At 58.7% G+C, this 14,915-nt stretch carries 12 protein-coding genes; 4 read left to right on the top strand and 8 right to left on the bottom strand.

From position 1 onward, the window contains the following. The 3 genes from purM to ABJK70_RS03170 all read left to right on the top strand — a co-directional run. A partial coding sequence (gene purM / locus ABJK70_RS03180) for a phosphoribosylformylglycinamidine cyclo-ligase (protein ID WP_347257398.1) occupies positions 1–615 on the top strand: 615 nt, incomplete at its 5' end. 28 nt (positions 616–643) lie between these two features. Continuing rightward, positions 644–1,369 (top strand): glycosyltransferase family 2 protein, encoded by a 726-nt coding sequence (locus ABJK70_RS03175; protein ID WP_077728064.1) that lies wholly within the window; start codon positions 644–646, stop codon positions 1,367–1,369. Between the two features lie 71 nt (positions 1,370–1,440). After that, complete coding sequence (locus ABJK70_RS03170; protein ID WP_077728065.1) at positions 1,441–1,815, top strand: cupin domain-containing protein; 375 nt, start codon at positions 1,441–1,443, stop codon at positions 1,813–1,815. Positions 1,816–1,881: 66 nt separating this feature from the next. Here ABJK70_RS03170 and ABJK70_RS03165 read toward each other — a convergent pair whose 3' ends face one another. Then, complete coding sequence (locus ABJK70_RS03165) at positions 1,882–2,736, bottom strand: alpha/beta fold hydrolase (protein ID WP_347257397.1); 855 nt, start codon at positions 2,734–2,736, stop codon at positions 1,882–1,884. Between the two features lie 130 nt (positions 2,737–2,866). Here ABJK70_RS03165 and ABJK70_RS03160 point away from each other — a divergent pair, with 130 nt between their 5' ends. Continuing rightward, positions 2,867–4,327 (top strand): glycosyl hydrolase family 57, encoded by a 1,461-nt coding sequence (locus ABJK70_RS03160; protein ID WP_077728067.1) that lies wholly within the window; start codon positions 2,867–2,869, stop codon positions 4,325–4,327. 59 nt (positions 4,328–4,386) lie between these two features. Here ABJK70_RS03160 and ABJK70_RS03155 read toward each other — a convergent pair whose 3' ends face one another. The 7 genes from ABJK70_RS03155 to rfbA all read right to left on the bottom strand — a co-directional run bounded on the left by ABJK70_RS03155 (position 4,387) and on the right by rfbA (position 14,897). Beyond that, positions 4,387–4,905 carry a nuclear transport factor 2 family protein gene (locus ABJK70_RS03155; RefSeq protein WP_077728068.1) on the bottom strand — a complete coding sequence of 173 codons (519 nt, stop codon included), beginning with the start codon at positions 4,903–4,905 and terminating at the stop codon, positions 4,387–4,389. A gap of 322 nt (positions 4,906–5,227) precedes the next feature. Beyond that, entirely contained in the window at positions 5,228–7,201 is a 1,974-nt protein-coding gene (gene ftsH / locus ABJK70_RS03150) for an ATP-dependent zinc metalloprotease FtsH (RefSeq protein WP_077728069.1), read from the bottom strand. A 112-nt stretch (positions 7,202–7,313) separates the two neighbouring features. Next, positions 7,314–8,678 (bottom strand): TolC family outer membrane protein, encoded by a 1,365-nt coding sequence (locus ABJK70_RS03145; RefSeq protein ID WP_347257396.1) that lies wholly within the window; start codon positions 8,676–8,678, stop codon positions 7,314–7,316. Beyond that, positions 8,675–12,193: a DNA polymerase III subunit alpha gene (gene dnaE / locus ABJK70_RS03140; RefSeq protein ID WP_347257395.1), complete on the bottom strand. Its 3,519-nt coding sequence runs from the start codon at positions 12,191–12,193 to the stop codon at positions 8,675–8,677. Before dnaE ends, ABJK70_RS03145 begins: the two co-directional genes overlap by 4 nt. Positions 12,194–12,532: 339 nt before the next feature. Next, positions 12,533–13,453, bottom strand: coding sequence for a dTDP-4-dehydrorhamnose reductase (gene rfbD / locus ABJK70_RS03135; RefSeq protein WP_347257394.1), 921 nt, complete (start codon positions 13,451–13,453; stop codon positions 12,533–12,535). After that, positions 13,450–14,007 (bottom strand): dTDP-4-dehydrorhamnose 3,5-epimerase, encoded by a 558-nt coding sequence (rfbC, locus tag ABJK70_RS03130; protein ID WP_077728072.1) that lies wholly within the window; start codon positions 14,005–14,007, stop codon positions 13,450–13,452. Before rfbC ends, rfbD begins: the two co-directional genes overlap by 4 nt. After that, positions 14,004–14,897 carry a glucose-1-phosphate thymidylyltransferase RfbA gene (gene rfbA, locus ABJK70_RS03125; RefSeq protein WP_240502361.1) on the bottom strand — a complete coding sequence of 298 codons (894 nt, stop codon included), beginning with the start codon at positions 14,895–14,897 and terminating at the stop codon, positions 14,004–14,006. Before rfbA ends, rfbC begins: the two co-directional genes overlap by 4 nt. Positions 14,898–14,915: the final 18 nt, after the last annotated feature.

Here is a 14,915-nt window from a genome sequence, read left to right as displayed (position 1 = left end):
GCGGAGATGCCGGGGATGTACGGCACAGGCGATTACGATTTGGCCGGCTTTTGCGTGGGCATAGTGGAGAAGGACGAGATTCTCGACGGAAGCCGGGTCCGTCCGGGCGACAAACTGCTCGGCCTGGCGTCTTCCGGACCGCACTCGAACGGCTATTCCTTGATCCGCAAGATCGTGGACCGCGAAGGCCGCCGCCTGGATGAATCATTGGACGGAAAGCCCTTGGGCGAATGGTTGCTCGAGCCGACCCGGATCTACGTAAAGCCATTGCTGCAACTCATGCGTCAAATCAGGGTTCATGCCCTGGCCCATATCACCGGCGGCGGAATCACGGAAAACCTGCCGCGGGTCTTGCCGGATCGCTCGGAGGCGGTGGTCGACCCGTTCGCGTGGCCGAGACCGGCCGTGTTCCGCTGGCTGCAGGAAAAAGGCGGGGTAGAGGACGGCGAGATGCTGCGCACCTTCAATTGCGGCATCGGCATGATCGTCTGCGTCGCGCCGGAAGACGAAGAGAACGCCCGTGCGCTGCTCACCGCTGCCGGCGAGACCGTGTATACCATCGGCGAGATCGCATCGGCTGATGGCGGTCCTCGGGTCAGGTACGTCCAGCCATAGTACGCAATGCTACTGTTCAGGAAGATTTATGGAACTTAGTGTCGTTGTGCCGGTTCACAACGAGGAAGACAACGTTGAACCGCTGATCGCCGAAATCGATCGAGCCTTGATCGATGCGGGAAATTACGAAGTGATTTTCGTGGATGACGGCAGCACCGACAATACCCTGACCCGCCTTGACGGTTTGCGAGCGCAGTACCCGCGGCTGCGCGTTCTGTGTCACCGACGCTGCTGCGGGCAAAGCACCGCCTTGCTGACCGGCGTTCGCGCGGCCCGCGGACGAATCATCGCGACCCTGGACGGCGACGGGCAAAATAATCCTGCCGATATACCGAAATTGATCTCGGCCCTGAAGTCTATGGACCAGGACGGAATGAAGGCCATGGTGGCGGGACTTCGCAAGCGCCGCAAGGATACCGGCTGGCGGCGGTTTTCCTCCAAAGTTGCTAATGCCGTGCGCAGTTCGCTGCTTCACGATAATACGCCGGATACGGGATGCGGGCTCAAGGTGTTCTCGCGCGAGTTGTTTCTTTCCCTGCCGTATTTCGACCATATGCACCGTTTCCTTCCCGCGCTTGTTCAGCGGGCCGGAGGAAAAGTCGTGTCGGTGGAAGTCGATCATCGGCCCCGTGTGCGCGGTGTGTCCAAATATGGCACCTGGCACCGGCTATGGGTCGGCATTGTCGACCTGTGCGGGGTGATGTGGCTGCAACGGCGCGCACGCTTTCCTGAAGTGAAGGAAGTGGGCGGTTAAAGGTCTTTATCTCCCGGGCGAGATGGCGTAAGTTTTTAGATTTAATTCGCATAAGAACAAAGGAAAATAATATGAGACCGAATCCCGTCCTACATGCAGTTGTCGTTTTTTCCGTAGTCTGGGCCGGAGTGGGCCGGGCTGAGGAACCGAAGATGCCGCCTCGCCAAGTGCTTTTGGAGAAAGCCCTCGAGCTGCCAACCAATAAGGTCAATTCGCGGGTCATTCGGGTCATTTTCCCGGAGGGTTACAAGACACCTTTGCATACGCATGAAGGGCCGGGGCCTCGTTACGTCGTGAAGGGCAAGGTGAAAATCGAGGAAGGCGGCCAGGTTCGCGAATACGGGCCCGGAGAAGTGTTTTGGGAATCCGGTCAATGGATGACGGCGGAAAATGTCGGGCAAGGCGAGGCCGAGGTCATCATCATGGAATTGGCGGCGCCTAAGTAAGCAAGATATTTGCCCATGGGAAGCGGAACGATCCGGTGGGCACACGTCATCCAAGGGGCGGCGCAGCTATTTTGGATTCAGGCCGCTTTGCTTCTCCGGCGCAGAAGGAGGAGCAGCATCCAAAGCGGCACTAATCTGCAAATTGGTTAGCCAACCGTGAACACGGTTGACCAGAAATTCTCCGATGTCTTGCCATCCGTGATCGGGCTCATTCAGAACCAGCAACCGATAGGACGGATTGGTTTTCATGGCGGCCCGCTTGCGGGACGCTTCGTCGTCCATCGGCACCGATATTCGGCTGCTTAGAATTTCAAGTATAGGCAAGCGGATGGCGCTCAGGCTATCGGGGGAGATCGGCGGTGGATCGAGCTTCCGCACGGGGGCCGGGTCGATCAGCACTGCGGCCTTCACGGCTCCGTCGGGCGAATCGGCGAGATAGCTCAATGCCGTCCATGCTCCGATATCGTGGGCCAGCAAGGCGATATTCCCGATTTTTTTCTGCTTGAGAAACTCCACGCTGGATTGCAGCCTTGCGATCGTTTCTGCAAGAAGATTCGCATGGCCTTGCAGATCGTCGGCGTCCGATATGGGCATCGCCAAAGACAAACTGCTCCAGCCGTGTACCGGCAAGCCTAGTCGGAGCGGACGAATAAGATCGGCCGCATCCTGATTCGAATGTCTCCCATGCAGCAGGATGACGCCGCCGCGTACGTCTTTCGATACTGCCTCTCGGTATAGTCCCTGAAATCCCAGATCGGACGCTTCCAGCCGAATCGCTTCGTCCGGGTGTGTACGAGTCCCGATATCGTCGGCGATTTGACGCTCCCGATGCACATCCGTTGCCAAGGTCTCGCTACTCGCCAGACACGCCGAAATCGAGATAATCAAAATTTGCTTACAGAGGCGGGTTTTTGAACACAAATTGTTTCCTCGAAAAAGGCCAAAAGGTATGAAGCGTTCAGCGGTCCGGCGATTTCGATTGGTGTAAACTGGCCGGAGCCAATGCGCTACGAAGCCGAACAATCCTCTTCAGTGTACCGGAGCGTCACCCATGGAAACACTCTCTGAAACCATCGATGGTCTTCCCAATATCTCGGGGTCGGAATCTTTGATCGAACAGGCGATTCGAAACCGGCCGGACACGGTCTTCCAGAATTCCAGTCCAATCGAGTTCGGCCGCATCAAGAGCGCCGCCGCGATCGCGCTGCACATGCATCAGCCTTTGATTCCGGCCGGTGGCGGGGATCCGTCCACCGCCAAGATCATCAGCAATCTCAAGCACATGATGGAGAATCAGCATATCGGCGATAACCATAACGCCCCGGTTTTCCACTGGTGCTACAAGCGCATGGGCGAGTTCGTGCCGCAACTGATACACGAGGGCAAGGAACCGAGGGTCATGCTGGAATACTCGGGAACCCTGTTCTACGGCCTTCGCGAGATGGGCTTGCACGACGTGTTCGACAATCTCAAGACGATCACCGTAAATCCGGATTACCGCCGTGCCGTCGAATGGCTGGGCGCGCCCTGGGGCCATGCCGTGGCCCCGTCAACACCGGTTCAGGATTACCGTCTGCACGTCAAAGCCTGGCAGCATCATTTCGCCGCCATTTTCGGCGTTGAGGCTTTGACGCGGGTGCGGGGTTTCTCGCCTTCCGAGATGGCGCTGCCGAATCATCCGGATGTCGCCTACGAATTCGTGAAGACGCTCCGGGATTGCGGCTATACGTGGGTTCTGGTGCAGGAGCATACCGTCGAGCGTCCCGAAAACGGCTGGGGACCGGAGCACAAGCATTTGCCGCATCGGCTGGTTTGCACCAATTCGGAAGGCGAAAGCGTCAGCATCATCGCGATCATCAAGACCCAGGGCAGCGATACCAAGCTGGTGGCGCAGATGCAGCCTTACTACGAGGCCAGAAGCCTGTCCCGCTGGGATCTGGCCGGAAAATCGGTCCCGCCGCTGGTGACGCAAATCGCCGATGGCGAGAACGGCGGCGTGATGATGAACGAATTTCCGCCGAAGTTCATGGAGGTGGTCCGCGAGGCCAGCGGGTCGGAAACGCCGCTCATGAACGTGACCGAATACCTGGAATTTTTAGCCGACACGGGGATAGCAGAAAGCGATTTCCCGACGGTACAACCCTTGTTTCAAAAAATGATTTGGGACCGTTTCAAACCCGGCGACGGTGCCGAAAAGCTGGAAAAAATCATCGAGGAGATCAAGAAAGAAGATCACCGGTTTCACATGGAGGGCGGCAGCTGGACCAGCGATATTTCCTGGGTGAAAGGCTATGAGAACGTCTTGGGCCCCATGGAAGAAGCCAGCGCACTGTTTTACGAGAAGGTCCTGAAAAAAGGCGCGCCGACCGACGATCCGCGTTATCGGAATGCACTGTTCCATTTGATGACGGCTCAAACCAGTTGCTACCGGTACTGGGGGCAAGGTCTGTGGACGGATTACGGCCGAGAGATTTGCCGACGGGCGACGGAGATCTTCAACAGCGATTTCTGAACGAGTTTCGCAAGGCGCGAAAGAAGCGGGCTGTACAGCCCGCTTTTTGCTTGGACCGATCAAATCGGTAACTCGGAATTCGGCACGCCTATGGAAAAATGTTGCTGAATGATTTTCCAGTTGCCGTGTTCTTTCCTGAACACCAGGCTCAAGCGGAACGGTACATCACCGTTCGCGAAGTGCCAAACCGCCTGCTCGGCGGCCCAGGCAACCGCGCCCCGGTGCCCGACTTGGAGATTGACCGGCGAAACCACCGGCAATCCGCCATTCTCGTAACCGATAGACGCCAGAAAATCGAAAATGCCTTGCCACCAGGCTACGATCGCGTCGTGGCCGACGAAGACCTCGGGGGTATCGGTGCCCAAGGCCAAGGCATCCGGCGAACGCGAGGTGATGAATTCCATGAAGTCGATATCGCCGGTCGTGGATGCATTATGGAACTGCATTATCAACCCTTTGATCTCGTCGTCGACGGCATCGGCGCGAACGGCTTGCGGTGCGGCAAAAGCGAGCATGAATCCGCATACGGTGGCTATTAATGGAAAAATGATGAATTTCGAGCGCGATGAGTTAGTCATTCCTGTAGTCCTTCGATGTAATGAAATCTATGGGAAATTGAAGGCTGGCTTTGTCCAATTCCTTATGGACGCCTCCCGAGCGACCTCCCTTCGATTCGGATTCTAGAGGGCTTGATCTCCGCCGGAAGTGAACTATTCACGCGAATCGAGGCGCTTGCTCGCCGCCGGAAAATCGGTGCGGCGCGCTGGCGGGATATGAATCGATTTGTCGAGATAAAATGGAACAGCGGCCGATAATCGGCTTATCGGCCATGATGGCAGGAAAAGCGAAGGAGGCGGAGAATAGATCTCCGCCCGTGGCTTCGTTGGATGTGAGAAAGTGTCAGGCCGAGCGCCGCTCCATCCTGTGGATCACCTCTTTGATTTCCTCGCCGCTGACGACTTCCCGTTCCTGCAATATCTTGGCGATTTCATCCAAAGTTGTGCGTCGCTGCGTGAGAATTTCCCGCGACCGGCGCTGCCCCTCCTCGACCAGTTCCCTGACTTCCGAGTCGATTAGCTGCGCGGTCTCTTCGCTAAAATTCCGCTCCTCGGTTCCTTCGATATTGAGATATGCGAGCTGCTGCCTTTTTCCGTAGGTGAGCGGGCCGAGTTTCTTGCTCATGCCCAATTGGCAAACCATGGCCCTCGCGATTTCGCTGGCTTTCTCGAGATCGTTGTGAGTGCCGCTGGATATATTGCCGAATACCAACTCTTCGGCCGCGCGTCCTGCAAGCAGGATGGCGATCTTGTCGCGGAGTTCGTCCTCGGTGGCGAGGAATTTTTCCTCGATCGGCAATTGTAGGGTAAAGCCCAAGGCGGCCGCGCCGCGTGGAATGATGGAGACCTTGTGTACCGGTTCGCCGGTGGGAACGACCTCGGCCACCAGTGCGTGGCCGGACTCGTGATATGCAACTCGGCGCTTCTCCGGTTCGCTGAGCGTACGGCTCTTTTTCTCGGGGCCGGCGATGATTCGGTCAATGGCCGCCTCGAAGTGCCTCATGCCGACCGCTTCCTGGTTTTCGCGCACGGCGATGATGGCGGCTTCGTTGCAGATATTGGCGAGATCCGCGCCAACCAGACCAGGCGTCCGTTGGGCTACGACCCGGAGATTCACGTCCGGCCCCAACTTGATATTGCGGGTATGCAGCTGGAGTATGGCAACCCGGTCGTCCAGGCCCGGCTTGTCGACCACGATCTGCCGGTCGAAGCGGCCCGCGCGCAGCAGGGCTCTATCGAGGATTTCCGGGCGGTTGGTGGCCGCCATGACCACCACCCCGATCGATGGATCGAAGCCGTCCATTTCCGTGAGCAGTTGGTTCAAGGTCTGTTCGCGCTCGTCATGACCGCCCATGACCACCGGGCCGCCGCGCGCCCGCCCGATGGCGTCGAGTTCGTCGATGAAGATCATGCAGGGCGCTTTTTGCCGGGCTTGTTCGAAGAGGTCGCGAACCCGCGCCGCGCCCACTCCGACGAACATCTCGATGAACTCGGAACCGCTGATATTGAAGAACGGCACCCCGGCCTCGCCGGCCACTGCGCGCGCCAGCAAGGTCTTGCCCGTGCCGGGCGCGCCGACCAGAAGGACGCCCTTCGGCATGCGGCCGCCCAGTCGTTGGATACGGGCCGGATTGCGTAAGAATTCGATGGTTTCCTTGAGCTCTTGCTTGGCTTCCTCGGCGCCCGCGACGTCCTGAAACGTGACCTTGACCGACGATTCCGCATGAATGCGAACCCGGCTGCGGCCGAAGTTCAAAAGGCCGCGCCCGCCGGTCATGCGGCGCGCCATCCAGGTCCAGAGCGCGAACAGAATGCCGATAGGCAACAACCAATTGAAGATGAAGTTGCCCAACCAGTTGTTGCCGTAGCGAACGGTGTATTTGACGCCTTTTTCTTCCAGGGCCTGCGCCAAATCCTGATTCCATAATGGCACGGTGATGAAACGGCGTCGTTCTTCGCCGGGAGCCTCGGGCTTCAGGTACCCGGTGATCACTTGATCCATCACGACGACGTCCTCTACCTGCTGTTCCTGCACGTATTTCAGAAAATCGCTATATGGGATTTCGTCCTGGCGCACTTCCTGATAGCCCTGCCAGAAATACAAGGTGGCTAAGATCAGAAGGAGATAAAGCCAGAGATTGATGCGCCGTCGCCGCATGCTCTGATAATCGCTCTCATCGCCGGCGCGCGGATTGATTTCCGTATCGGGTTTCCCGTCGAGGTCTGCGTTTCGCAAGTTGTCGGTCAGTTTTTTCCAGAACTCCTGAACACCTTTACCGAGGGAATCCAACAAGGAATCTCGTGAATTCTTATTCATATGAATCTCCCAATGGAACCGCGGGACAGCCGACGGATACAGTTTCGAACCCGATGGGGTGCGATTGGTTCCGCCGGCGGCGTTGACTCAAAAAAGACTCTTTTTGACGTGGTCAGAACTCGGATTCGTCGGGTGCCGTAGAATCCGCTCGAGAATTCGGACCCAGCCACTGATTGACGATCGCGAGATCCGCTGGGTTCAAGGTCCCGGCGGCCTGTTTGAGCGCCAGACTGTTGATGATGTAATCGTAGCGCGCCCGCGCATAATCGCGCTTGGTCCGAAACAGATTGCGCTGTTCGGCGAGGACGTCGACCATCGTTCGGGTGCCGACTTCCAACCCGGCTTCGGTCGCTTCCACGGCACTTTGCGACGACACTACCGCCGCCTGGAGGGCCTCCACCTGACTGATGGCGGACAGAATACCACGGTAAGCATCTTTCACTTGACGCTTGACCGACCGCCGTACGCCGTCCAGATTTTCCTGGGCCGCTTCGTATTCATGGCGGGCCTGGCGAACCCGCGAGTTGACGCCGCCGCCCGCGAACATCGGTACGTTGACTTGCATTCCGATGATTTGATACTCGGTGGGTATGCCGCGCGGCCGGTTGGTATCGGTGAATCCCGCCGAGCCGACCAGATCCATCGACGGAAGATGGCCGGCGAACTGAAGATCGATATCTTTTTTCGCCACCAGGCTGCGGTTCTCGGCTGCAACGATACTGAGATTGCTTTCCTGGGCCAGGTCGCTCCAGTTCTCGATGTTTTCGGGATCCGGGCCCTTCAACGGAATCTTTTCGGCGAGTTCGGCCAGGGCAAGGTCGTATTCGCCGATGATTTCCTGGAGCGCTTCCCGCGCGTTGTCCACCTGGTTTTCGGCCTGTATGACATTAGCCCGGGCCTGGTCGTAACCCGCTTGGGCTTCGTGCACGTCGGTAATGGCGATCAGTCCCACCTCGAACCGTGCCTTGGCTTGTTCGAGCTGGCGCTCGATGGCGCGCTGCTCGGCCAGCGCGAATTCGCGGCTGTCCTGGGCGAACAAAACATCGAAATAGGCACGCGCGGTACGCAGCATCAGGTTTTGTTGCTCCGCCGCGTAATTGGCTTCCGCCTCGGCGATTTGATTGTCCGCCTGGCTCAGCTGGACCCAATAGTCGTGATGATAAATCGGCTGAGTCAGGTTGATGCTGGCCGCACTGTTCCAGAAGCCGACATTCCGGGCACCGGCGATGAAGGCGAGCTGAAACTCCTCGAACTTCGACAGCACCGAGTTGCGGTTGAGCTCGCCGGTCAGCGACAAAGTCGGCAATAGGCGGGCGACGCTTTGCGGCTTGGCTTCCAGAACGGCGTTGCGGGTCGCTTCCACTTCACGCAGCCTTGGATCGCGTTGCAACGCGAGTTCGAGGATTTGCAAGAGATCCTGCGCCTTCGCGCCTGCCGTCACGAGCAACAATAGAGCGAGCAAGATGCCTTTTTTCATTGGTAATGCAGCTTCACCTTATCGGTTCCGACACGCTTTTTAAGACGCGCGAGCAGTTCATCGCCGGGATGTACGCGCCATGCTTCCCCGAGCTGAATCGTCGTCTGTGCCGCTTTCCCTCGGTATTCGATATAAATCGGACAGCTGCCGCCTCGGAACGGTGCGAGCAGATCGACGAGTTCGTTGACCCACTGGGCTTCCGAAGGGGCGGTGTTCGGGCCCGACGGCGGCCATTGAATGAAGAGATGTTTGGCGAAGTGCGCGCGCGCCTGCGCCATGGTGAACAGGTGTTCCGCGGTCAGGCGGAGTTGGCCGGCATAGTCGTCGAAACCCAGATTGCCTTCGACGACTAGCAGCGCGTCCTTCACCAAATGCTCCCGGTATTTTTCCAAAACCTCCGAAAACACCGCTACTTCCAGCCTTCCGGTTCGGTCATCCAGAGTGGCGAAGGCCATGCGCTTGCCGTTCTTGTTCTGCCGGGCGCGAAGCTCCACGACGAGCCCCGCGACTACGGCGCGCACTTCCCGGCGTCCTCCGGGCCCCCGCTCGTTGTCGAGCGACAATTTTCCGAGACGGCCGGTAACGAAGTGCTGGATTTCGGCCTCGTAAGGGCCGATCGGATGGCCGGTGAGATAGAGCCCTAGCGTCATTTTCTCGTAAGCCAGGCGCTCGTCTTCCGGCCAAGGTTCGACGGCTGTCGTGACGCGCGGCGTATCCTCGGCCTCTGCCGGGCCCCCGAGCCCGAACAAGTCGTCCTGCCCGGTTTCGGCCATGGTACCGTGTTGTTCGGCCGCTTTGATCGCGTCCGACAGCTCCGCCATATGGCGTGCGCGATTCGAATCGATGGAATCCAGGGTGCCGGAGCGGATCAGCGCTTCGATCACGCGCCGGTTGACCTTGCGCGGATCGACCCGGCGGCAGAAATCGTACAGATCCTCGAATGGGCCGCCGCGTTTGCGCTCCTCGAGAATATCCCGGATCGCCGTTTCGCCAACTCCTTTGATCGCGCCTAGGCCATACAGGATGGTGCGGTCGTTGAGCACCGCGAAGCGGTATTCTGAGCGGTTGATGTCCGGCGGCTGGACGGCCAGTTTCATTTCCCGGCACTCTTCGATCAGGACCACGACCTTGTCGGTGTTGTCCATGTCCGAGGACAGCACCGCAGCCATGAAGGCAGCCGGAAAATGGGCCTTGAGCCAGGCGGTCTGGTAGGACACCAGCGCGTAGGCCGCCGAGTGCGACTTGTTGAAGCCGTAGCCGGCGAACTTCTCCATGAGATCGAAGATGTAGCCGGCGATATTCTCGTCGACCCCTAGCCCGACCGAGCCGGTGACGAAGATTTCCCGCTGTTTCGCCATTTCCTCGGGCTTTTTCTTGCCCATCGCGCGGCGCAGGAGATCGGCGCCGCCCAGAGTGTAACCGGCCATGTCGCGGGCGATTTGCATCACCTGTTCCTGGTATACGATGACGCCGTTGGTGGGCCTGAGAATCGGCTCTAGGACTGGGTGCGGGAATTCCGCCTTGGTGCGGCCGTGCTTGACGTTGATGTAGTCGTCGACCATGCCTGACTGCAGCGGGCCCGGACGGAACAGCGCCACCAGGGCGATGATGTCCTCGAAGCAGTCCGGTTGCAGGCGCCGGATCAGGTCCTTCATGCCGCGTGATTCGAGCTGGAAGACGGCGGTTGTCGAACAGCTTTTCAGCAGCTTGTAGGTGTCGGGGTCGTCCAGGGGAATTTGGGCGATGTCCACCGGCGGCGCGTCTTTCTCGGCCCGCTGTTTGTTGATGGTTTCCAGCGCCCAGTCGATGATGGTGAGAGTGCGGAGTCCCAGAAAGTCGAACTTGACCAGACCCACCGCTTCCACGTCGTCCTTGTCGAACTGGGTCACCAGGTTTTCGCCGCCCGGTTCGCAGTACAGCGGGGAAAAATCGATCAGCTGGGACGGTGCGATGACGACGCCGCCCGCGTGCTTGCCGGCGTTGCGGGTAATGCCTTCGAGCGACTTGGCGAGGTCGATCAGCGTTCGGACTTCCTCGTCGCTCTCGTACAGCTTTCTGAGGTCTTCGCTGTCGGTGAGGGCCTTGTCCAGGGTGATGCCCAGTTCGAACGGAATCAGCTTGGCGATCTTGTCCACGAAACCGTAGGAATGGCCCAGTACCCGGCCCACGTCTCGCACCACGGCCTTGGCTGCCATGCTGCCGTAGGTGATGATTTGGGATACCCGGTCGCGCCCGTATTTGCGGGCCACGTAGTCGATCACCTCGTCGCGGCGCTCCATGCAGAAGTCCACGTCGAAGTCGGGCATGGACACGCGCTCGGGGTTAAGAAAGCGCTCGAAGAGCAGTTCGAATTCGATGGGATCGAGGTCGGTGATCTTGAGGGCGTAGGCCACCAGCGAGCCCGCGCCGGAGCCGCGTCCCGGCCCAACCGGAATGCCGTTTTTCTTGGCCCACTGGATGAAATCGGCCACGATCAGGAAGTAGCCGGGGAAATCCATCTGATTGATGACCGAGATTTCCAGTTCCAGCCGCTCTTCGTAGCGCTTGCGCCGGTCTTCGAGACTCCCGCTCCCGGTGGGCGGTCGGACCGCCAGACGTTCCTTCAACCCCTTGCGCGACTCCTCGGCGAAAAATTCCGCCGTACTCATGCCTTCGGGTACGGGGAATTGCGGCAGAAAGTTCTTGCCTAGGGTCAGTTCGAGATTGCAGCGTTTGGCGATCTCGACCGAGTTTTCCAGGGCTTCGGGGAGATCGGCGAACAACTCCGCCATCTCCTCGGGGCTTCGGAGATATTGCTGCTCGGTGTAATCGCGCGGGCGGCGCGGATCGTCCAATACCCGGCCCTGATGGATGCAGACCCGGGCTTCGTGAGCCTCGAATTCCGACGGGCTGATGAAACGTACGTCGTTGGTGGCGACCACCGGGACGTCGAGCTCGATCGCGAGGCTCACGGCACCCTCGATGTATTCCTCCTCGTCCGGACGTCCGGTGCGTTGCAGCTCCAGATAAAAGCGCCGGTCGAAAATTCCGAGCCAGCGTTCGAGCAGGCGTTTCGCTTCGCTTACGTTGCCCATCAGCAAAGCCTGTCCGATATCGCCTCGGCGGGCGCCGGAGAGCGCCAAGAGTCCCTCGTTTTTTTCTTCCAGCCACTCGGGCATCAGCAAGGGCACGCCTTGATGCTGATTTTCCCGATAGCTGCGGGAAATCAATTCGGTGAGGGTGCGGTATCCCGCGGTATTCTGCACGTACAGCGTCAAAGCATGCGGAGAGGCCGGGTCGGCTTCGTTGTATAGCTGCACATCGGCTCCGGCAATGGGCTTAACCCCTTCGGCCAAGGCCGCTTTATAGAACTTGACCAGGGCGAACAGATTGGACTGGTCGGTCACGGCCACCGCCGGCATGCCCAGCGCCGCCGTGCGCTTGACCAGGGCTTTCACGTCGACCAGTCCGTCGACCAGGGAGTATTCCGTGTGGACGCGCAGGTGAATGAAACGGGGATCGAGCGCTTCGGTCATGAAGTTCGGGTAGCTTGCAGGTTTGTCTAAAAGATCGTTTTCCGTCACTTGTTGCGGTGCGTGATCGGCATTCTCCTAGTTTTCGTGAGAATGTACGTTCTAGGCTCGAACGTGTTCTCGCCAATCAGGCGCATCCGAACTGCTGCGTTGTCATTTTATTCGCACGTGTGTCGACCATTCGTTCATCAGACGATCTTCCATCGTATGGTAAACATCGGCGTCAAAGTCGGCTCGATTTGGCTTCGCGGCCACTGGACCGGATTCGAACTTTGCGGAACCGCAGTAATTCAGGCGTGAGAAACGGTTCAGGCATGTTTGCCAACGCCGAGGATAGGTAATTCAATCCTTTGTTCGGTATGCAAATTCATCCAGGCAAAAACGGAGAGCCTGGTCCCAATCGGGTAAGCCCAGACCGAATTCCTCGAAGAGCCTTTTATTGGAAAGCACGGAATATTTCGGACGCCGTGCGGGAGTGGGGTATTCGGAGCTCGGGATTGGTTCGAGCCTGGCGGCGGATTCCGGCAACAATCCCTTTTCGAGGGAGTAGTCGCGTATATTGCAGGCGAAGCCGTGCCAACTCGTCTGTCCGTCGCAGCTCAGATGATAAATTCCTTGCCGATCGCCCGGCTCGAACCGTCCGTTCGCGGTGGACTTGGCAAGCATCAAGGCGGTGGCCTCGGCGATGAGACGGCTCCAGGTAGGAGCGCCGAACTGATCGTCCACGACGCGGACGAGTTCGCGTTCCCGCATCAGTCTCAGCATCGTGAGCAGAAAGTTCTGGCCGCGCCGTCCGTAAACCCAGGCAGTGCGCAGGATGAAGTGAGGCACGCCGACCTGGCGGATGGCCTCTTCGCCGGCCAGTTTGCTTCGGCCGTAGGCATTTTGCGGGCCCACCGGATCGTCCTCGCGATAGGGCGCATCGTCGTCGCCGTCGCCCGGGAAAACATAGTCGGTGGAATAATGGATCAGGCCGGCGCCGACGTTCAGCGCTTCCTCCGCCAGGATGCCCGGCGCCAAGGCATTGACCCGGAAGGCGAGATCGTTTTCCTGTTCCGCTTTGTCCACGGCGGTGTAGGCACCCGCATTGACGATCAAGCCGGGCCGGATTTGCCGCACCGACGCGCGGATGGAATCGGGATCGGTCAAGTCCAAAGCCGGAGTCGACCGGCGATCCAGCGCTATCGTTTCTCCCAGGCAGGCGAGACTCCGGCGTAGCTCCCACGCCACCTGTCCTTCACGTCCGATCAGGAGAATCTTCATGCTTGCCAGACGGGGAGCAGCTCGCGGGGAAAATCCTTCAAATTCCGGGCGGATTGGTCCTTCGCCGACAAAACGGGATTGTCGATCGGCCAAGTGATGCCCAGATCCGGATCGTCCCAGCGGAGGCTGTATTCCGCGCTCGGATTATAAAAATCGGTGCACTTGTAGGAAAAAAGCGCAGTCTCGCTCAGCACGCAGAACCCATGGGCGAAACCTTCCGGCACATAAAGCTGATGGTGGTTTTCTTCCGAAAGGAGCGCACCGAACCACTGGCCGAAAGTCGGCGAGCCGGTGCGGATGTCGACCGCCACGTCGAATACCTCGCCTTGCAAGGCCTGCACGAGCTTGCCCTGCGGGGTGGGATTCTGGAAGTGCAGACCGCGCAGAATGCCTTTGCGCGACAGCGATACGTTGTCTTGAACGAACTCCCGGTCCAAACCGGCGTCCCGATAGCGCCGCCGATTCCAGGTTTCCAGAAAGAAGCCGCGGGCATCGCCGAAGACGTCGGGCTTGATCAGCAACACGCCCGGCAATGGAGTGGATTCTATATTCATGCGGGGCGGCCCAGTTCTAGAAGTCTGATCAGGTATTCTCCATAGCCGCTCTTGTTCAGCTTCATGGCGTGCTTTTCCAGATCGCCGCCGCTGATCCAGCCCTGGCTCCAGGCAATTTCCTCCGGGCAGCAGATTTTCAGGCCTTGGCGTTCTTCTATGGTTTGAATGAAATTGGAAGCTTGCAGCAGCGAGTCGTGCGTTCCGGTGTCGAGCCACGCCACGCCGCGGCCGAGTTTTTCGACCTGAAGCCGTCCTTGCTCCAGATACAGGTTGTTGATGTCGGTGATTTCGAGCTCGCCGCGGGCCGAGGGTTTCAGGTCGGCCGCCATGTCGACCACCTGGTTGTCGTAAAAGTAAAGACCGGTGATGGCGTAATTGGATTTGGGGCGCTTGGGTTTTTCCACGAGATTCACCACGCGGCCACTCTCATCGAACTCTGCGACGCCGTAGCGTTCGGGGTCCTTGACCCAATAACCGAAAACCGTAGCACCGGTTTCGCGGGCAACCGCTTTTTCCAGATAAGTCTGGAGGCCATGGCCGTAGAAAATGTTGTCGCCCAGGATCAGGCAGGAACGATCCTTGCCGACAAACTCCCGTCCGATGATGAAGGCTTGGGCGAGTCCTTCGGGTTTCGGCTGCACGGCATAACGGATAGACATGCCCCATTGCTCGCCGTCGCCCAATAGACTTTGGAATAAAGGCGCGTCCTGGGGAGTAGTGATGATCAGTATGTCCCGTATGCCCGCCAGCATTTGCACCGACAGGGGATAATAGATCATCGGTTTGTCGTAAACCGGCAGTAGCTGTTTGCTGACGACATAGGTCAACGGATGCAGGCGAGTGCCCGAGCCCCCAGCCAGAATAATCCCCTTCAAGTTATCGGACTTCAAAGATATTCCCCCCTTGCA

It is taken from the genome of Methylocaldum sp. (genome assembly GCF_039794385.1).
Classification (GTDB): Bacteria; Pseudomonadota; Gammaproteobacteria; order Methylococcales; family Methylococcaceae; genus Methylocaldum.
Note: the sequence above shows the minus strand (reverse complement) of the source record. Positions and strands in the feature narration are given on the sequence as shown.